Source organism: Embleya sp. NPDC050493 (assembly GCF_044458105.1).
In the GTDB taxonomy this organism is placed as follows: domain Bacteria; phylum Actinomycetota; class Actinomycetes; order Streptomycetales; family Streptomycetaceae; genus Embleya.
Map to the genome: position 1 here is coordinate 257,214 of NZ_JBITHP010000006.1, position 16,883 is coordinate 274,096.

16 protein-coding genes are annotated in these 16,883 nt (G+C 71.5%); 8 read left to right on the top strand and 8 right to left on the bottom strand.

From position 1 onward, the window contains the following. Positions 1-12: 12 nt before the first annotated feature. The gene (locus ACIBM5_RS15270; protein ID WP_391587119.1) at positions 13-972 is read left to right on the top strand and encodes an electron transfer flavoprotein subunit alpha/FixB family protein; all 960 of its coding nucleotides are present in this window, start codon (positions 13-15) and stop codon (positions 970-972) included. Positions 973-1,291: 319 nt separating this feature from the next. Here the strand turns inward: ACIBM5_RS15270 and ACIBM5_RS15275 are convergent, their stop codons facing one another. Next, positions 1,292-2,206, bottom strand: a complete 915-nt coding sequence (locus tag ACIBM5_RS15275; RefSeq protein WP_391587120.1) for an SDR family oxidoreductase — start codon at positions 2,204-2,206, stop codon at positions 1,292-1,294. Between the two features lie 329 nt (positions 2,207-2,535). Further along, positions 2,536-4,194 carry a choice-of-anchor A family protein gene (locus ACIBM5_RS15280; protein ID WP_396007278.1) on the bottom strand — a complete coding sequence of 553 codons (1,659 nt, stop codon included), beginning with the start codon at positions 4,192-4,194 and terminating at the stop codon, positions 2,536-2,538. 344 nt (positions 4,195-4,538) lie between these two features. Here ACIBM5_RS15280 and ACIBM5_RS15285 point away from each other — a divergent pair, with 344 nt between their 5' ends. Next, on the top strand, positions 4,539-5,513 hold the full coding sequence (locus tag ACIBM5_RS15285) for a hypothetical protein (RefSeq protein WP_396007279.1): 975 nt from the start codon (positions 4,539-4,541) through the stop codon (positions 5,511-5,513). 136 nt (positions 5,514-5,649) lie between these two features. Here ACIBM5_RS15285 and ACIBM5_RS15290 read toward each other — a convergent pair whose 3' ends face one another. Further along, the gene (locus tag ACIBM5_RS15290) at positions 5,650-6,597 is read right to left on the bottom strand and encodes a LysR family transcriptional regulator (RefSeq protein WP_396007280.1); all 948 of its coding nucleotides are present in this window, start codon (positions 6,595-6,597) and stop codon (positions 5,650-5,652) included. 74 nt (positions 6,598-6,671) lie between these two features. On the opposite strand from ACIBM5_RS15290, the gene ACIBM5_RS15295 reads away from it, so the two are divergent. Further along, on the top strand, positions 6,672-7,607 hold the full coding sequence (locus ACIBM5_RS15295) for an EamA family transporter (protein ID WP_396007281.1): 936 nt from the start codon (positions 6,672-6,674) through the stop codon (positions 7,605-7,607). 111 nt (positions 7,608-7,718) lie between these two features. Here ACIBM5_RS15295 and ACIBM5_RS15300 read toward each other — a convergent pair whose 3' ends face one another. Continuing rightward, the gene (locus tag ACIBM5_RS15300) at positions 7,719-8,933 is read right to left on the bottom strand and encodes an amidohydrolase family protein (RefSeq protein WP_396007282.1); all 1,215 of its coding nucleotides are present in this window, start codon (positions 8,931-8,933) and stop codon (positions 7,719-7,721) included. 181 nt (positions 8,934-9,114) lie between these two features. Between ACIBM5_RS15300 and ACIBM5_RS15305 the strand changes: the two genes are divergently transcribed. Beyond that, positions 9,115-10,023: a LysR family transcriptional regulator gene (locus ACIBM5_RS15305; protein WP_391587126.1), complete on the top strand. Its 909-nt coding sequence runs from the start codon at positions 9,115-9,117 to the stop codon at positions 10,021-10,023. 211 nt (positions 10,024-10,234) lie between these two features. Here the strand turns inward: ACIBM5_RS15305 and ACIBM5_RS15310 are convergent, their stop codons facing one another. The 3 genes from ACIBM5_RS15310 to ACIBM5_RS15320 are packed head-to-tail and all read right to left on the bottom strand — an operon-like array spanning position 10,235 to position 12,272. After that, entirely contained in the window at positions 10,235-11,008 is a 774-nt protein-coding gene (locus tag ACIBM5_RS15310; protein ID WP_396007283.1) for an AIM24 family protein, read from the bottom strand. Next, the gene (locus tag ACIBM5_RS15315) at positions 11,005-11,652 is read right to left on the bottom strand and encodes an AIM24 family protein (protein WP_396007284.1); all 648 of its coding nucleotides are present in this window, start codon (positions 11,650-11,652) and stop codon (positions 11,005-11,007) included. The genes ACIBM5_RS15310 and ACIBM5_RS15315 overlap by 4 nt, the downstream gene beginning before the upstream one ends. Then, positions 11,649-12,272, bottom strand: coding sequence for an AIM24 family protein (locus ACIBM5_RS15320; protein ID WP_396007373.1), 624 nt, complete (start codon positions 12,270-12,272; stop codon positions 11,649-11,651). Before ACIBM5_RS15320 ends, ACIBM5_RS15315 begins: the two co-directional genes overlap by 4 nt. Before the next feature lie 210 nt (positions 12,273-12,482). Here ACIBM5_RS15320 and ACIBM5_RS15325 point away from each other — a divergent pair, with 210 nt between their 5' ends. The 3 genes from ACIBM5_RS15325 to ACIBM5_RS15335 all read left to right on the top strand — a co-directional run bounded on the left by ACIBM5_RS15325 (position 12,483) and on the right by ACIBM5_RS15335 (position 15,513). Next, a complete protein-coding gene (locus tag ACIBM5_RS15325) occupies positions 12,483-13,343 on the top strand; it encodes an AAA family ATPase (RefSeq protein ID WP_396007374.1) in 861 nt (286 codons plus the stop codon). Between the two features lie 6 nt (positions 13,344-13,349). After that, positions 13,350-14,747, top strand: coding sequence for a VWA domain-containing protein (locus ACIBM5_RS15330; RefSeq protein WP_396007285.1), 1,398 nt, complete (start codon positions 13,350-13,352; stop codon positions 14,745-14,747). A gap of 103 nt (positions 14,748-14,850) precedes the next feature. After that, positions 14,851-15,513 carry a class I SAM-dependent methyltransferase gene (locus ACIBM5_RS15335; RefSeq protein ID WP_396007286.1) on the top strand — a complete coding sequence of 221 codons (663 nt, stop codon included), beginning with the start codon at positions 14,851-14,853 and terminating at the stop codon, positions 15,511-15,513. A 166-nt stretch (positions 15,514-15,679) separates the two neighbouring features. On the opposite strand, the gene ACIBM5_RS15340 is transcribed toward ACIBM5_RS15335, so the two are convergent. Beyond that, complete coding sequence (locus tag ACIBM5_RS15340) at positions 15,680-16,147, bottom strand: YbaK/EbsC family protein (protein ID WP_396007287.1); 468 nt, start codon at positions 16,145-16,147, stop codon at positions 15,680-15,682. Positions 16,148-16,188: 41 nt separating this feature from the next. On the opposite strand from ACIBM5_RS15340, the gene ACIBM5_RS15345 reads away from it, so the two are divergent. Beyond that, complete coding sequence (locus tag ACIBM5_RS15345) at positions 16,189-16,743, top strand: NADPH-dependent FMN reductase (protein ID WP_396007288.1); 555 nt, start codon at positions 16,189-16,191, stop codon at positions 16,741-16,743. Positions 16,744-16,883: the final 140 nt, after the last annotated feature.

A 16,883-nucleotide genomic window follows, 5' to 3' on the forward strand; every position in this document is an offset into this window, starting at 1 on the left:
AGAGAACCCCACATGGCCGAGATTCTCGTTCTCGTCGACCACGCCGACGGCGCGGTCCGCAAGCCGACCCTGGAGCTGCTGACCCTGGCCCGCCGCCTCGGTGAGCCGTCCGCGGTCTTCCTGGGCAAGGGCGCCGAGGGCGCCACCGAGACGCTGGGCAAGTACGGCGCGCAGAAGGTCTACGTCGTGGACGCCCCCGAGGTGGACGACTTCCTCGTCGCCCCGGCCGTCGACGCGCTGACCCAGATCGCCGGGAACGGCGAGCCGGGCGCGATCCTGGTCGCCTCCTCCGCCGACGGCCGCGAGATCGCGGCGCGCGTCGCGGTGCGCCTGGAGTCGGGCCTGATCACCGACGCGGTGGACATCGAGGCCGGCGCCGACGGCCCGGTCACCGAGCAGTCGGTGTTCGCCGCGACCTACCAGGTCAAGGCGCACGTCACCAAGGGCACCCCGATCATCACGGTCAAGCCCAACGCCGCCACCCCGGAGGAGGCCCCGGCCACCCCCGCCGTGGAGGCCGTGACGGTGGACTTCACCGCCCTCGCCACCGGCACCAGGGTCGTCTCGCGCGCCCCGCGCGAGAAGTCCGACCGCCCCGAGCTGACCGAGGCCGACATCGTCGTCTCGGGTGGCCGCGGCGTCAACGGCGCGGAGAACTTCCACGTGATCGAGTCGGTCGCGGACGCGCTCGGCGCGGCCGTGGGCGCCTCCCGCGCGGCGGTCGACGCCGGTTGGTACCCGCACAGCCACCAGGTCGGCCAGACCGGCACCCAGGTCTCGCCGCAGCTGTACATCGCGGTGGGCATCTCCGGTGCGATCCAGCACCGCGCGGGCATGCAGACCTCGAAGACCATCGTCGCGATCAACAAGGACGAGGACGCGCCGATCTTCGACCTGGTCGACTACGGGGTGGTCGGCGACCTGTTCAAGGTGATGCCGCAACTCGAGGCGGAAATCAACAAGCGCAAGTAGCGGCGGGCGGGCCCACGGCCCTCCCCGCGCACGCGACGACCCCGCACCGGCACGACCGGTCGCGGGGTCGCCGCACATTCCACGACGCCGAGAAGGTACGGGAGGAACCCCCGCCCGGGACTACTTCGCCCGGGACTACCTGCCGAGTGTGGGCCCGTACCACCGGAGGGCCTGCCCGGTGACGGCCGCGATGCCATCGCGCGGACGATCCGGGACGGGCCGACGTTCCGGGGCGTCGTGCTCGAAGCGTTCGGTGCGGCGAGGGCCGCCACCTGACGGGGGTCGGCGGCGGCCGGGGCGAGATCGGGCCGGTGAGGGGCTACTTGCGGGTGCCGCTCATGTCCGCGTTGCCGGCCGCCTTGGCGACCAGGTCGGGGATGACGTCGGTGAGTTCGGCGGGGGACCAGCGGGCGCCCTTGTCGACCGTGGGGCCGTTGGACCAGCCCTCGGCGACGCTGATCGAGCTGCCGGTGACGGAGAAGACCCGGCCGGTGACGCCGGCGGAGGCGGGGCTGCCGAGCCAGACCACGAGCGGCGAGATGTGCTCGGGGGCGAGCTGTTCGGCGAGCTTCGCGGCGGCGGCCTCGTCGGCGAACCCGGCCAGGTCCTCGGTCAGCCGGGTGAGGGCGGTGGGGGCGATCGCGTTGACCGTGACGCCGTAACGGCCCAGTTCCTGCGCCGCGATGATGGTGAAGCCCGCGATGCCGGCCTTGGCCGCGCCGTAGTTGGTCTGGCCGACGTTGCCGAAGATGCCGGACGGCGAACTGGTGTTGATGATCCGGGCGTCGACCTGTTCGCCCGCCTTGGCCAGGCCGCGCCAGTACGCCGCCGCGTGATGCGCGGGCGCGAACGTGCCTTTGAGGTGGACCTTGATCACCGCGTCCCACTCCGCCTCGGACATGTTGGTCAACATCCGGTCGCGCAGGATGCCCGCGTTGTTGACCAGCACGTCGAGCCGGCCGAACGTCTCGATCGCCTGCCCGATCAGCGCCTCCGCGCCGGCGAAGTCGGAGATGTCGGAGGTGTTGGCCACCGCCTCGCCGCCCGCCGCGACGATCTCCGCCACCACGGCCTGCGCCGGACCCGCCGACGCGCCGGTACCGTCGCGCGCACCGCCGAGGTCGTTCACCACGACCTTGGCGCCCTCGGCCGCGAACGCCAGTGCGTGTGCCCGGCCGATGCCGTTGCCCGCACCGGTCACGACGACGACGCGTCCCTCGCAGATCCCGCTCATATGGCCCCTCCGAATGCTTGTCGATCGCTTCCGACGACCGCTACGGGGGCCACAGTATGGCGAGACCGTTGCCGCGTACATCCTTTGTCCGGCCACGCTGCGGGACCCCGCGCGCACGCCGCGCTGGTCGCGAAAGGACCTGCCACACGGGGAACATGGGGAACATGCCGTGCGGACACGACACGCACGTGACGTGCCCGCCGGGTGCGTGCGAGCTGCTCGCGGCCGACTCCCGACGCCTGGCCGACGGGTCCGGCGTGCGCGGGCGAGGACGTGGGAATGGCCCCCGCTCTCCGGGGAGAGCGGGGGCCATTCGGGTCGGATGGGGACTACGCGCGGCTACGGCTGCGCGCGCGGTAGGCGAACATCAGGATCACGCCGAGGACGATGGCGATCGCGCTGCCGGCGATCAACATCGCGGCGTTGCCCGTCATGCCGCTGTGGGCGAGCTGCGATCCGCCGGATCCGCCGATGCCACCACCGTGGCCACCGCCGTTACCGCCGCCCGGGCCGCCACCGTGGCCGCCCGCGCCACCGGCGCCGCCGCCGTGCGGCTTGGTGTGCGCACCGGAGGGCACCGCCGAGTGGCTGGCGGAGGGCGAGGCCGAGGAGGAGCCGGACGGGGATGCCGACGGCGAGGCCGACGGCGACGCGGACGGGCTGACCGACGGGCTGACCGACGGGGAAGCCGACGGGCTGGCCGAAGGACTCGCCGACGGTGAAGCCGAGGGGCTGGTGCTCGGGCTCATCGACGGCGACGCGGACGGACTCGCCGAAGGACTTGCCGACGGACTTGCCGAGGGCGACACCGACGGCGAGGCCGAGGGAGACGCGGACGGGCTGACCGAAGGCGAGGCCGACGGGGAAGCCGACGGCGAAGCGGAAGGCGACGCGGACGGCGAGGCCGACGGTGATGCCGACGTGGACCCGCCGCAGTCCGGCAGGTCGCCGTCGAACGGGTACCGATGGAACTCGGACCCGGACGTCGACTGGTGGACCAGCGAACCGGCCGTGAAGAACCGCCCGTTCATCCCCGGCACGGACACCGTCGTGGTGCTCGCCGGGTTGCCCACCAGCACGCTGCCCTGGAACTGGGCACTGCCCTTGATGGTCATCGAGGTGGCCTCCGGGAAGTTCCACAGCAGGTGCTCACGCAGCCCGGTGGGGATGTCCGCGCTGCCGATGAAGGTGCCGATCACCCGGGTCGGCCCGGTCAGGTTGACCAGGACCGTGGCGCCCGCGGGGATCCCGACGAACGAGATCCCCTGGTCCCCGCCTCCCATGGGATTGACCATGTCGAAGTCGACGTTGAACACCTGGAGCGGGGACGTGCCGTCACCGGTGAACAGCGTCTCGAAGCCCACGTTCGTGGCGGTGCCGGTGGCCGCGCGCGGCCGTCCGTCCGGGAACGCGTAGCAGCTCGACGAGTCGGTCAGCTGGGGACGCAGGCCGGCGTACGGGGCCGCGGCGGACCCGTCCTTGACGGCGGTGGGCGTCACCGTGCCGGTCAGGGTGCCGGCGTAGCGCACCACGCCGCTGACGGTCCCCTCCTCGGCGATCACGCTCTGGCCGCTCGCGACCGTGAGGTTGCCGCCGACGGTGAGGAAGTCGGTGCCGTTGTCGGGGGGCACCCGGGTGCCGACACCCACGATGCCCACGTTGTAGATGCTGGACCCCGAGGTCTTGTTCATGTCGAAGTTGCCGAGGGCGACCAGCTTGCCCTCGGCCTCCGCGGCGGATCCGCTCACGGACCAGTCGCCGCCGACGAACATGTTGATGCCGTTGTCGCGACCCGCGATCGGGCCGTTGTTGGGTTCGGGATTCACGGTCGGGCAACTGCCGGGAATGCAGGGGCCGAGTCCGCCGGGCAGCGGCTTGGCGAAACCCATGACAGCGAACACGCAGACGAGGATCACACCGCCGAGGGTGACGACTCCGGACAGCGCGAGGCCCGTCGCGCGGATCCGGGCGTTCGGTTTCCTGTGCATTCACGAAGAATCAGACATAAGTCTACAAATCGTCATAAGGCGCGCAGGAGATTCCCCCGAATGCCCCTGCCGGCAGGGCGCTTCGCTCGTCGTCAACCGAGATGCGTACGGCCCGAGTACGCCGCAGGTATGGGATGTGATCCACGAGCCGGAATCGGAAACCGGCTGCGGAACACGATCGTTGGCGTGGCGAGACGAGGCGGGGAGGGCTCCGCGGTCGGGCCCGAACCGGTCCGCCGCGGGCCGGTCGGCACGAGGGTCGCGGGTCGGACCCTCGCGAGGCCGGCAGGGTGTCCGTAGCCGCCCTCGCGGCATATCCGAATCCGGGTGAATGGGAGTCTTCTGTGCTCGTCGGTCTGGTCACCGCTGTCGCGGCCTCCGCGTGTTACGGCGTGGGGTCGGTGCTGCAAGCGGTCGGGTCGCGGCGATCCGCGCGCGAGGAGGCGGCCAAACGGGCCGAGCGGGGCGGTGGCAGCGCTCAGGTGACCGGGTACGGCGGCCCGAGCCTGTCCTCCACGGCCAAGGCCGCGGTCACGTGGGAGTTCATCGTCGGGACCGTGCTCGACTTCGTCGGCTTCGCGCTCGGCGCGTTGGCGGCGCGGCTGCTGCCGCTGTTCCTGTCGCAGACCATCATCAGCGCGAACCTGGTGATCACCGCCGTACTCGGCATCAAGCTGCTCGGGATCAAGCTGTATCGGGCCGACTGGACCTCGATCGGCGTGGTCTGCGGAGCACTCGTGCTGCTCGGCATCGCGGCCGGTCCCGAGGGCGACGGGCACAGTTCGCGGGCCACCCACTGGTGGGTGCTGATCATCACGTTCGTGGTGATCGTCGGCGGCACACTGCTGGTCCGCTTCCTGGGCGCCAACGGCGCGATCGTCGCGGGTCTGCTCTCCGGGCTCGGCTTCGGCGGGCTGGGCATCGGCGTGCGGATCCTGGACGGGGTCGACCCGTTCGACCTGGGCAAGCTGGCCGCGGACCCGGCGCTGTACGCGGTGCTGATCGGCGGCATCGGCGGCATGTACCTGCACACCATCGCGCTCCAGATCGGCTCGGTGAACGGCGCGACGGCGGCGCTCGTGGTCGGCGAGACGGTGGTGCCGGGTGCGGTGGGCGTGTTGTGGCTCGGCGACACCTCGCGGGACGGGCTGGCCTGGATGGCGGTCATGGGCTTCGTGCTCGCGGTGTCCGGCGCGGTGGCCGTCGCCTACTTCGGCAAGCACGAACCGGAGGAACCCTCCGCCGGACCGGGCTCGGGACCGGGCGGGGGTACGGAGGCGAACCCGGCGACCGGCACCGGGGCCGCCGCCCGGGGCTGATCCGCCGTACGCCGCGCGCCCGCCCCTCGGCCGCGCGGCATACGGCCGCGGTGCTCCGCAGTTCGCGGCGCCACCCGGTTGCCGCATCGGCGCTGCCGGTTGGCATCGGAAGGTATGGGGCCGCGTTGCTCCCGAATCAACCGGTCGGACCGGCCACCGCACGGCTCGCGCCGGCCTCGCGCGCATCCCGGGCGCGCAATTCCGCACCGACCGCGCGCAGCGTGGTCAGCAGTGGGGACGGCCCGTAGCCTCGGCGGACCGCCGCCATCAGGTGCCGGCGCGGCGCGGGCGCGGCGATCGGGCGCAGCAGCACCCCGGGCGGCAGCGCCGGCTGGGCCAGTCGGGGGATGATCGTCACCCCCAGACCGGCCGCCACCAGGGCCAGTTGCGCGCCGAAGTCGGTCGACGTGTGCACCAGACGCGGCTGGAATCCGGCCTGATGACAGGCCGTCAGAAGCAGTCCGTGGCACGCCGTCCCCGGTGCGGTGATGATCCAGTCGGCGTCGGCGAGGTCGGCGGCCAACGAGACCTCGGCCCGCTCGGCGAGCGGGTGGCCGGTCGGCAGCGCGATCTCGAACGGCTCGTCCAACAGCGGGTGCAACTCGATCCGCGGATGGTCCGGCGCGGGCATGTCGGGGTGCGTCATCACGACCGCCACGTCCAACTCCCGGGCGGGCAACAACGGGAGCGCCTCCTCCGTCTCGTACTGGACCACCTCGAACCGCCACCCCGGGTGGCTCACCTTCAGCCGGGCCAGGGCCGGCCCGACCAGGCCCGAGATGCCGGACGGGAAAGCGGAGATCCGAGCCCTGCCGATCCGCCCGTCCCGCTGCGCGGCGAGGTCGGCGCGCGCCTGCTCCAGGCGGGTCGCGATCGCGTCGGCATGGCCGAGCAGCACGTGCGCCGCGGCGGTCAGCCGCACCCCGCGGCCGTGCTTCTCCAGCAGCGCCGCGTCCGCCTCGCGGGCGAGCACGGCGAGCTGTTGTGACACGGCGGACGGGGTCAGGTGCAGCGACTGCGCGGCGGCGGCGACGGTGCCGTGCTGGTCGAGCGCGCGCAGGATGTTCAGCCGCTTGAGTTCCATGCAGGAAAACTACCGATTGAGGTCCGGAAAATGTAGATGGACCCGATGGATGGTCCAGCCACACACTTTCCCTCATGACCCGTACCGATTCCCTGTGGGCCGCGCTCGTCAGCGTGATCTGGGGTGTGAACTTCGTCGCGATCGACGCGAGCCTCGACGACTTTCCGCCCCTGCTGCTCGCCGCGCTGCGGTTCGCCCTCGTCGCGTTTCCGGCGGTGCTGTTCGTCAAGCGGCCGCGGACGAGTTGGCGGCTGATCATCGGGGTCGGGCTCACGGTGAACGTGGGCCAGTTCGCGTTCCTGTTCAGCGCGATGCACGCCGGGATGCCGGCCGGGCTGTCCTCGGTGGTGATCCAGTGCCAGGCGATGTTCACGGTGCTGTTCGCGGTGCTGATGCTGCGTGAGATCCCGGGCCGCACCCGGCTGATCTCGCTCGCGGTGGCCGCGCTCGGAATGGGCGTGATCGCGTTCGGCCGGGGCCAGAGCGCGTCGCTGTGGCCGTTCGTCCTGATGATCGGCGCGGGCGCGTCGTGGGGCTTCGGCAACATGCTCACCCGGAAGGCGGGCATCCCGGGCGGCACGGGCCTGGTGGTGTGGTCCGCCCTCGTCGCGCCGCTGCCGCTGCTGGCACTGTCGCTGGCCGTCGAGGGGCCGGGGCAGGACCTGGACGCACTCACCTCGGCCTCGTGGAGCGGCGTGGGCGGCCTGGCCTTCACCGTCGTGCTGTCCTCGTGGCTGGGCTACGGCCTGTGGTTCGCCCTGCTCGGGCGCCGCTCGGCCTCCGCGGTCGCCCCGTACGGCCTGCTCGTCCCGATCGTCGGCATCCTCGCCGCCTGGGCCGTGCTCGGCGAACGCCCGAGTCCGATCGAAACGCTCGGCGCCGCCATCGTCCTCACCGGCATCGCCCTGTCCGGCATGCAACGCGGCACACCGCCCACGGCACCCGCACCGCTCACCCGCACCGCCCCGGCCGCGCCCCACCCGATCCCGACGACCGGCCCACGGCCCTGACCGAAGCGCCCGGTACGCCCCCGGCCCCGGCGGTCCGACGTGAGCGTCACCGGAACGGGCACCGCCGGCCGCACCCGGGGGAGGGGGCGGCCGGCGGGGGGTCGGTGAGGGTTACTTCGTGATCCCGAAGCGTTCCAGGCCGAAGGCCTTGATGGCGTTGGTGCGGAACAGCTTGTCGCACTCGGCCTGGGTCAGGCCCGCCTTGGTGGCGATGTCGAGGGCGACCTTGTGGGTGTTCGGGAACGTCGAGTCCGCGTGCGGGTAGTCGACCTCGAAGCAGATCTGGTCGATGCCGATCACGTCGCGGTTCCGCAGGCCGATCTCGTCGTCGAAGATGCAGCCGTAGATCCGGTCCCGGATGTACGAGCTGGGCTTTTGGGTCAGCGACGAGCCGAACGCGTTGTCGTCGCGCTCCTCCCACAGCTTGTCCGCGCGCTCCATCACGTACGGCATCCAGCCGACCTGGCCCTCGGCGTAGGCGATCTTCATCTTCGGGAAGCGGTCGAAGACGCCGGAGAAGATGTAGTCGACCATCGAGCCCATGGCGTTCTGGAAGGTCAGCACCGAGGAGACGATGAACGGCGCGTCCGGCGACGTGGACGGCATCTTCGAGGACGATCCGATGTGCATGCACACGATCGTGTCCGTCTCCTCGCACGCCTGGAAGAACGGGTCCCAGAAGCGGTCCTTGTCGTGCACCGACGGCAGGCCCAGCGGGACCGGGTTCTCCGAGAAGGCGACCGCGAACGAACCCTTCGCCGCGCACCGGCGCACCTCCGCGGCGGCCAGGTTCGCGTCCCACAGCGGGACGATCGTCATCGGCAGCAGGCGGCCCTTGCCGTCGCCCGCGCACCACTCGTCGATCATCCAGTCGTTGTAGGCCCGGACGCACAGCAGCGCGAGTTCCTTGTCCTCACGCTCGTAGAACGCCTGGCCGCAGAATCGCGGCAGGATGTTCGGGAAACACAGCGACGCGTCGACGTGGTTGGTGTCCATGTCCTTGAGCCGCTCGGACTGGATCCACGCACCCGGCCGGATGTCGTCGAAGGTGACCGGCGTCACGTCCAGCGTGTCGAAGCCGACCGCGGCCGAGAGCTTGGGGAACGGGTAGACCAGGTCGTCGTACAGCCACCAGTCGCACCACTCGCCGTCCTCGACGCCGCGCTCGTAGGAGAACACGCCGCCGATGAAGTTGAACTTCGCCTTGTCGCGCACCACGCGCGGGCCGCGGTCCTTGTACTTGGCGGGCAGCCGCGAGGTCCACAGGTCCGGGGGTTCCACCACGTGGTCGTCCACGGAGATGATGCGCGGGATCTCGAGCGTCATGGCCTGCTCCTCATTGCGATCGGGTGGGACTGGCGCGACTGGGCGCGACTGCGTGGGCCTGGTGGCGGTGGCCCCGCTTGCGACGCGTGGACCCTGCGCTACCCAGGAAACCTGCTGACGGGGCGTCAGCCAAGCCCCTGTTGTTGCTAACGTTATGCCGACACGGCATAGGTGGGTTTCCATGGAACTGCGTGACCTGAGATGTTTCCTGGCCGTCGCCGAGGAACGGCACTTCGGCCGCGCCGCGGCACGGCTGTATCTGTCCCAACCGATGGTCAGCAAGGCGGTGCGCCGCCTGGAACAGCAGCTCGGCGCCCGGCTGGTGGACCGATCCTCGCTGCCGGTGGCGCTCACGCCGCTCGGCGAGGTGTTCCGCAGTCGGCTCGACGAGTCGCTGCGGGTGCTCGACGACGCGTGCGCCGAGGTGCGTCGGCGGGCCACCTGGGACGCCGGACAGGTGCGCGTGGGGTATACCTCCGGCCTGGGCCCCTCGCTCGTGTCGGCCGCGATCTCCGCGCTGCACATCCGCCACCCGGCACTGCGCGTGCAGTGGACGAGCGAGCCGACGGCCCGTCAGGTGGCCGATGTGCGCGAGGGCGTCCTGGACGCGGGGCTGGGCTGGCTGCCGGACCTGGGCCCGGGCTTCGAGTCCGCCCGGGTCGGTACGTTCGCCTTCGTCGCGCTGCTTCCGCAGGAACACGCGCTCGCCGGGCGGTTGTCGGTGAACCTGACCGAACTGGTCGGATGCGGTGAACCGATCGTGGTGTGGCCGCGCCAGCCGCACCCCAGGCTGTACACCCGCGTCACCGAGGCGCTGCGGCGCTCGGGCGCGACCGAGATCGTCGAGGCGTACGGCAGCGTGGACGACGTGATCGCGCGCGTGGTGGACCGCCAGGGAGTGGGCCTGTCGCCGCGCGGGTGGGCCCGGCAGCGTCCGGTGCGCGGGGTCGTCCAGGTGCCGCTGACGGGGGCGCCGGACGTCGCCGTCACCGCGTTCTGGCGCGCCGACCAGGAGCACGAGGGGGTCGGCGTGCTGGTCCAGTTGCTGCGCGAGGTGGCGGCGGCCAGCGACCTCGCCGACCAGCTGTGAGCGATCGGGCCACCGAAGCGACCCGCGCGGTCCGGGAGCCGGAAGCGACCCGCGACCCTCACGCCCGAACGGGCCCGAGCGCGCGAAGCCACCCCGGTCGCTCCGCGCCGCCCGCCCGTCCGAAGCATTGGCGAGGCCCCTCACCGTCCCCAGTGAAGGGCCTCCCCAGGTCAACGGCGCGGCCCCGGCGCCGGTTCCCGCCGGGCCGACCTCATTGCAGCAGGCGCCCCAGCCGACCCGGGATGTTCGGCAGCCCGGGAATCCCCGGCACGCCCTGTTGCCCACCGGGCGGCTGATTGCCCGCCGCGGCCTGGGCCGGGATCAGGTTCGGGTCGATCGAGATCTCCGAGGACTGCATCAGCACCGTGCCGGCCCCGACGAAGTCGTACTGGTGCTCCTCGCCGGACGCGCCGCCGAGACCGGTCAGCCGGCGCGCCATGCCCAGCGCGCCGCGCATGTACTTGGTGTCGAAGTGGTGGCACGGCGTCGGGCAGTCCGCCCAGCCGAGCAGCGCCTCGGGGTCCACCCGGATCGGCGGCTCGACGAAGTGCACCGCGCCGTTGGAGGCGGCGACGAACTTGCCGGTGCCGATCAGCGTGACGAACCCGGGCACGATCGACTGCTTCAGGTCCAGGCCGGGCTGGAAGGCGAGCAGGTTGGCGGCCCGGATGGTCAGGTTGCCCTGTTCCAGGTCGAACGAGTTGACGTCGAAGCCGCGGTCGGCGAGCAACAGTTGGCCCTTGCCCTGCGCGACGATCCAGTCCTGGATGTACAGCGGCGAGTTGAAGTTCGCGGTGACCAGCCGGTCGAGTGCGCCCACGCCCAGGGCCTCGAACTTGATCCGCCCGTAGTAGGCGATCATCTTGCCCTTCTGCACGAACCACTCGCCGTCGAGGGCCACACAGAAGGTGTACGGATTGACGTTGTCGTCCTCCGGCAGCGTTCGCGCGTCGAACACCGCGGGGCCGGAACCGGGGGCGGTCACAACTTCTCCTCGCTCGCCTGGACGTAGACGGTTCCGGTGCCGGACAGCTCCAACTGGAACGCCTCGCCGGAACCGCGCCCGATCACGTCGCGCCAACCCACGTTGGCGCCGATCCGGTTGTCGATCTGCCCTCGATGCGCCACGTACGCCTGCGGGTCGACGTGGATCGAGCGACCCGGCTGGACCGGCAGCTCGATCACGCCGCCGTGCGCGAGCACCCCGCACCAGCCGTGGCCGGTCAGCGTCGTGGTGAACAGCCCCTGGCCGGTCACCTGGCCGCGGATCATGCCGCGGACGCCGCCCTGCGAGCCCATGAACATGGTGCCCTGTTGCAGTGAGTCCTCGAAGACGAGCAGCCGGTCCGCCTCGACGTGCAGCGTGTCACCGGTGATCTGGATCAGGTGCACGTGGCGGCCCGCGTGACCGAACATCACCGTGCCGTCGCCCTCGGCCTTCATCAGCGGTACCGACTCGCCCGCCAGCCGCCGGCCGATCATCCCGCCGACACCCTGCGCCCCGGTGGTGGTCGGGGTGAAGGACACCTCGCCCCGGTAGGCCAACATCGCACCGCGCAGGCAGTACAGCGTCTGCCCCGGCCGTACGGTGGCCTCGATCATCTTGGAGTTGATCTGATCGAACGTCACGTCTGGCCCCCGATGGTCTGCCGCTCGGTGGGCTGTACGTAGACCAGCCCGTCGCCCTGGAAGCGCAACTGCACGCTCTCGCCGGATCCCTCGCCGATGAAGGTGCGCCAGTTGACGTCCTTGACGAACTCCTTGCGGAGTTGACCGGTGTGCGCGACATACGCTCCCGGGTCCACCGACAGCGGCTCGTTCTGCGAGACCCGCAGTACGATGGCCGGGCCGTCGGAGGTGACCGCGACCGTGCCCTGGCCCGAGACGGTCGTGGTGAACAGGCCCTGGCCGCTGGTCGCGCCGCTCAGGCCGGTGAACTCGGTGCCGGTGCGCAGACTCTGGTCGACGGCGAGCAGGTTGCTCGACTCGACGTGCAGCGTTTCGCCGGTCAGTTGGACGAGGTTGATCTCGGTGGCCCGGTCGGCGAACCAGCACGTGCCCTCACCGCTCACCTCCATGAGGGTCATGCCCTCACCCGTGAGTCGGCGGGTCACCATTCCGCGCAGCCCCTCACCCCCACCGGACAGTCGTTTGAAGGACATCCGTCCGTCATAGGCGATCATCGTCCCGTTTCGGGCCTTGACCGCCTCTCCGCTCATGCCCACCGCGAGAACTCGCGTGCCATGCATCACAAAGGTCGCCACGATCGGGAAGCTAGCAGCGCCCCACCGCGCGCCGGAGGGTGGAAACCCCTCATCTTGCCGGGCCTTTACCAGCGGCGGGGCAGCCACGCCGTTGCCTTCGCCACACGGGCCTCTTGCTAGCTTGAGTGGCAGCCGGCGGAGCCCGGCGCACCGGCCGGCCGCAGATCGCCCCGCGAGGAGTGCACCACCATGACGATGTTCGCCTCGCCCGAGGACGCCCGTACCCGGCTCGGAGCCGTCGACTACCTGACCGACCCCGGCATCGCCACCGCCGTCTTCCTGGCCGACGCCCTGGGCAAGCCGCTGCTGATCGAGGGCCCGGCGGGGGTCGGCAAGACCGAGTTGGCCAAGGCCGTCGCGGCGGCCGCGTCCGCCGAACTGATCCGGTTGCAGTGCTATGAGGGCCTGGACGAGGCGCGCGCGCTGTACGAGTGGGACTACCGCAAGCAACTGCTGCGCATCCAGGCGGGCGTGGACGGGTGGGACGAGGCGCGGGCCGGGATCTTCGCCGAGGAGTTCCTGTTGGCCCGGCCGCTGCTCACCGCGATCCGCCGGGACGAGCCGACCGTGTTGCTGATCGACGAGACGGACAAGGCGGACGTCGAGGTCGAGGGTCTGCTGCTTGAAGTGCTCTCCGACTTCCAGGTCACCATCCCCGAACTGGGCACGATAACCGCCTCGCGGCGCCCGTTCGTGGTGCTCACCTCGAATGCGACTCGCGAGTTGAGCGAGGCGCTGAAGCGGCGCTGCCTGTACCTGTACATCGACTACCCGACGCCGGAGCGCGAACGGGACATCGTGCTCACCCGGGTGCCCGGGATCCGCGCGCAACTCGCCGAACAGGTGGTGCGTACCGTCGCGTCGCTGCGGGCCCTGGAGCTCAAGAAGGCGCCGTCCATCGCCGAGACGCTGGACTGGGCCCGGACGCTGATCGCGCTGGCGGCCGACGAGTTGGACGAGGAAACCATCGCGAGCACACTCGGCGTCGTGCTCAAGCACGCCTCCGACCACACGCGGGCCACGAAGGAACTCGGCCTGCCCGGCTTCGGCGGCTGACCGCCGATGTCCCTCCTCGACCGACACACCGGCTTCGTCCGGGCACTGCGACACGGCGGATTGCCGGTGTCGCTCGCCGAAGGACTGGACGCCGCCCGGGCGTTGACCGTGCTCGACCTGGCCGACCGAGAGACGCTGCGGGCCGCCTATGCCGCGTCGCTGTGCAAGCGGCACACCCACCGGGCGGTCTTCGACACGCTGTTCGAGCTGTGGTTTCCGGTCGGCACGGCGACGCCGGAGCACGCCGATCAGGCGGACGACACGGCCCGCGAGGAACCGGACGGCGCGGCCGAGGGCGACGCGGACGCCGTCGACGCCGAGGTCTTCCGGGACCGGCTGCGCGAACTCCTGCTCGGCGAGGACGACATCGCGCTGCGCCGGCTGGCGCGTGAGGCGGTCGGGCGATTCGGTGGCTTCGACGGGCCCTCGGGAGCCTCGTGGTCCGCGCACATGGTCGGTCGGGCGCTCGACCCGCGGACGCTGATGGCGGGACTCCTGCGCGCGGTGCTGGGCGGGCGACTCCCGGGCGGGGTGGCCGAACGCAACGCGCGGCGGATGATCCAGGCCCGGGTGGACCGGCTGAACGAGCACATCCTCTCCGACGTGCGCCGCCGGCTCGCCGAGGAGCGCGGCGTCGAGCGGGTCGCCGAGACCGCGGTCAAGCCCGCCGTGGAGAACCTCGACATCCTGCGCGCGAGCCGGACCGACCTGATCGCGCTGCGCCGGGAGATCCAACCGCTCGCCCAGCGGCTGGCCACCCGGTTGACGATCCGGCAACGGGCGGGCCGACACGGCCGCCTGGACTTTCGCCGGACGGTCCGCGCGTCGTTGTCCACGGGTGGCGTACCGCTGACCACGCATCACCGCCCGCGCCGACCGCACAAGCCCGAGCTGGTGGTGTTGTGCGACGCGAGCGAATCGGTCTCCTCGTTCGCCCACTTCACCCTGATGCTCGCCTACGCACTGCGTGAACAGTTCGCCCGGGTAAGGGCGTTCGCGTTCATCGACACGGTGGACGAGGTGACCCGGTTCTTCGAACGGCCGGGCGGCGACGTCACCGAGGCGATGCGCCGGCTGACCGCGGAGGCGAACCTGGTCCGGTTGAGCGGACACAGCGACTACGGACACGCGTTCAAGGTCTTCGTGCAGCGCTACGGCGACGTGATCGGCCCGAAGTCCTCGCTGCTGATCCTGGGTGACGCGCGGAACAACTACCAGGACCCGGCCCTGGCAGCACTCGCGGCGATGGTGGCGCCGGCCCGGCACGCCTGGTGGCTCAACCCCGAGCCGGAACGGGACTGGGACACCGGCGACTCGATCGCCGGCGTATACGGCCGGCGGATCCCGATGATCGAGTGCCGCAACCTGACCCAACTGGGCCGGTTCGTGGGAGAGCTGGCCTGACCGTTCCCGGCAATCCGGCAATCCGACAGCCCCGCCATGCGGGCCGGCGAGCCGCTCCCGTGCCGCTTCGAAGGGCCGGGTCGGATCTGGCAGGCTCGGCCGCATGGACCGGAATCGCCTTGCCGTGGACTATTGGGACAACGCCTATGCGGGCGGGATGTATGCGGACGCCGGGCCCGATCCGTTCGTGGACCGCATCCTGGCGGTTGCTGCGCCGGGCACCTCGGGCGTCGAGATCGGCTGTGGCAACGGCCGCAACCTGATCCCGATGAACCGCGCCGGCCTCGACCTGGTCGGCGTCGACCCCTCCCGTACCGCCCTGGAGCAACTCGCCGACCGGGCGCCGGGGTCGACCCTCGTGCACGGCACCCAGGAGGATCTGCCGCCCGGTCGATGCTACGACCTGGTGATCGGCATCCAGGTGCACCAACACGGGACCCGCGCCGCCGCGCATGCGCTGCTGCGCGGCTCGCTGGCCCGGGTCGCCCCCGGCGGCCTGTTCGCGCTGCGCACCGCCTCCGCCGACACCGAGGCGGTCGAGGCGCACGAGGTTCTGGACGCCGACGAGGACGGCGGTCACACCTTCCGCTACCTGGCGGGCTTCAAGGCCGGCCTCACCGTGCACTACTACGGGCGCCGCGAACTGGAGTCCCTGCTCGCCGACTTCGAGCCGGTGCTGCCGTTGCGCGCGGAGCACACCGAGCGCCGCGAGCCGCCGCCGGGCATCTGGGCGCACTGGGAGACCATCGTGCGCAGGCCGGCGTGATGCCGGCGGCGCCGCGCGACGGGTGGGTGCCGGCTCGGCCGACGGCCGGCCGCGATCAGCGCGTCCGAGGACATGAAGGAGGGCGTCGCCGCGTTCCCGGCCAAGCGGGCGCCGGAGTGGACCGGCCGCTGACGCGCCGACGCGACCGCCCGAACCGCGCCGGGCCCTATGCCTCCACGTCCGCGGCCTGCCCACCCGTCATCCGCAACAGTTCCGCGTACGTGGTCGGGTACATGTGGTTGTGGTCGCCGGCGCCGGCCCAGACCACCTCGTGTTTGGCCAGCCAGGTGTCGACCAGCGTGCGGATCCGGTGCGGGTGGCCGACCGGGGCGACCCCGCCCACCTCCTGACCGGTCGCGGAGAGCACGAAGGCCGGGTCGGCGCGACGCATCTTGCGAATGCCGAGGAGGCGGGAGATCACCCGGGTGTCCACCCGGTGCGCCCCGCTGGTGATCACCAGCAGCGGTTGGCCGTCGGCGGAGAACACCAGGCTGTTGGCGATCGCGCCCACGTCGCAGCCCAGCACCTCGGCGGCTGCCGCCGCGGTCGGCACCGTCTCGGTGAATTCCCGGATCTCTCCCGTGGCTCCGAGCGCCCGCAGCGCCTCGGCGACCTTCTCGACCGGCGTGTTCATGAGGTGAGGGTAGTACTCCCGCGGTGCTACCTTGACCGGCCATGACAGCGAATCGTCGGGTGCTTCTGATCAGTGGATCGCTTCGTGCGGAGTCCACCAACTCCGCGCTGGTCCGGACCGCCCGGGAGGTCGCGCCGCCCGGCGTGCACGCGGTCGTGTTCGAGGGGCTCGGTCGACTGCCGCACTTCAACCCGGACGAGGACCACGAGCCGCTGCCGCCGGCCGTCGTGGAACTGCGGGCCGCGATCGAGGCCGCCGACGCGGTGCTGTTCTCCACCCCCGAATACGCCGGCGCGTTGCCCGGCTCGTTCAAGAACCTGCTCGACTGGACCGTCGGCGGCGTGGAGACCAGCGAGAAGCCGGTCGCCTGGATCAACGCCTCCGCCAACCCGGGCGGCGCGGCCAAGGCGCACGAGTCGCTGCGCATCGTGCTCGGCTACACCGGAGCCGACGTCGTCGACGCGGCCTGCGTACGTGTGGGCGTGGCCCGCGACGCGGTGGGCCCGGACGGCCTGATCGCCGACCCCGACGTGCGCAGGGACATCACCGCCGCCCTGACCGCACTCACCGAAGCGGCCCGCGTCACCCACGGCTGAGCGCGACCGGCAGGCCGCTCCGCCGCCCGGTCGCGCGTGCGCAGCACGGCCGTTCGCCGGTCCCCTCCGTCGGCTCGACCGGGCCGACCGGGGATCGGCTGATCGATCGTCGAGAGTGCCCTCCCGAACGGCGTTTCGCC

What these genes read in the sequence shown, in the direction of transcription:
- ACIBM5_RS15290 (WP_396007280.1), bottom strand. Translation starts at nt 6,597, where the DNA reads ATGGAACTCAAGCGGCTGAACATCCTGCGCGCGCTCGACCAGCACGGC.
- ACIBM5_RS15330 (WP_396007285.1), top strand. Translation starts at nt 13,350, where the DNA reads ATGTCCCTCCTCGACCGACACACCGGCTTCGTCCGGGCACTGCGACAC.
- ACIBM5_RS15270 (WP_391587119.1), top strand. Translation starts at nt 13, where the DNA reads ATGGCCGAGATTCTCGTTCTCGTCGACCACGCCGACGGCGCGGTCCGC.
- ACIBM5_RS15305 (WP_391587126.1), top strand. Translation starts at nt 9,115, where the DNA reads ATGGAACTGCGTGACCTGAGATGTTTCCTGGCCGTCGCCGAGGAACGG.
- ACIBM5_RS15295 (WP_396007281.1), top strand. Translation starts at nt 6,672, where the DNA reads ATGACCCGTACCGATTCCCTGTGGGCCGCGCTCGTCAGCGTGATCTGG.
- ACIBM5_RS15320 (WP_396007373.1), bottom strand. Translation starts at nt 12,272, where the DNA reads ATGCATGGCACGCGAGTTCTCGCGGTGGGCATGAGCGGAGAGGCGGTC.
- ACIBM5_RS15300 (WP_396007282.1), bottom strand. Translation starts at nt 8,933, where the DNA reads ATGACGCTCGAGATCCCGCGCATCATCTCCGTGGACGACCACGTGGTG.
- ACIBM5_RS15280 (WP_396007278.1), bottom strand. Translation starts at nt 4,194, where the DNA reads ATGCACAGGAAACCGAACGCCCGGATCCGCGCGACGGGCCTCGCGCTG.
- ACIBM5_RS15335 (WP_396007286.1), top strand. Translation starts at nt 14,851, where the DNA reads ATGGACCGGAATCGCCTTGCCGTGGACTATTGGGACAACGCCTATGCG.
- ACIBM5_RS15340 (WP_396007287.1), bottom strand. Translation starts at nt 16,147, where the DNA reads ATGAACACGCCGGTCGAGAAGGTCGCCGAGGCGCTGCGGGCGCTCGGA.
- ACIBM5_RS15325 (WP_396007374.1), top strand. Translation starts at nt 12,483, where the DNA reads ATGTTCGCCTCGCCCGAGGACGCCCGTACCCGGCTCGGAGCCGTCGAC.
- ACIBM5_RS15275 (WP_391587120.1), bottom strand. Translation starts at nt 2,206, where the DNA reads ATGAGCGGGATCTGCGAGGGACGCGTCGTCGTCGTGACCGGTGCGGGC.
- ACIBM5_RS15345 (WP_396007288.1), top strand. Translation starts at nt 16,189, where the DNA reads ATGACAGCGAATCGTCGGGTGCTTCTGATCAGTGGATCGCTTCGTGCG.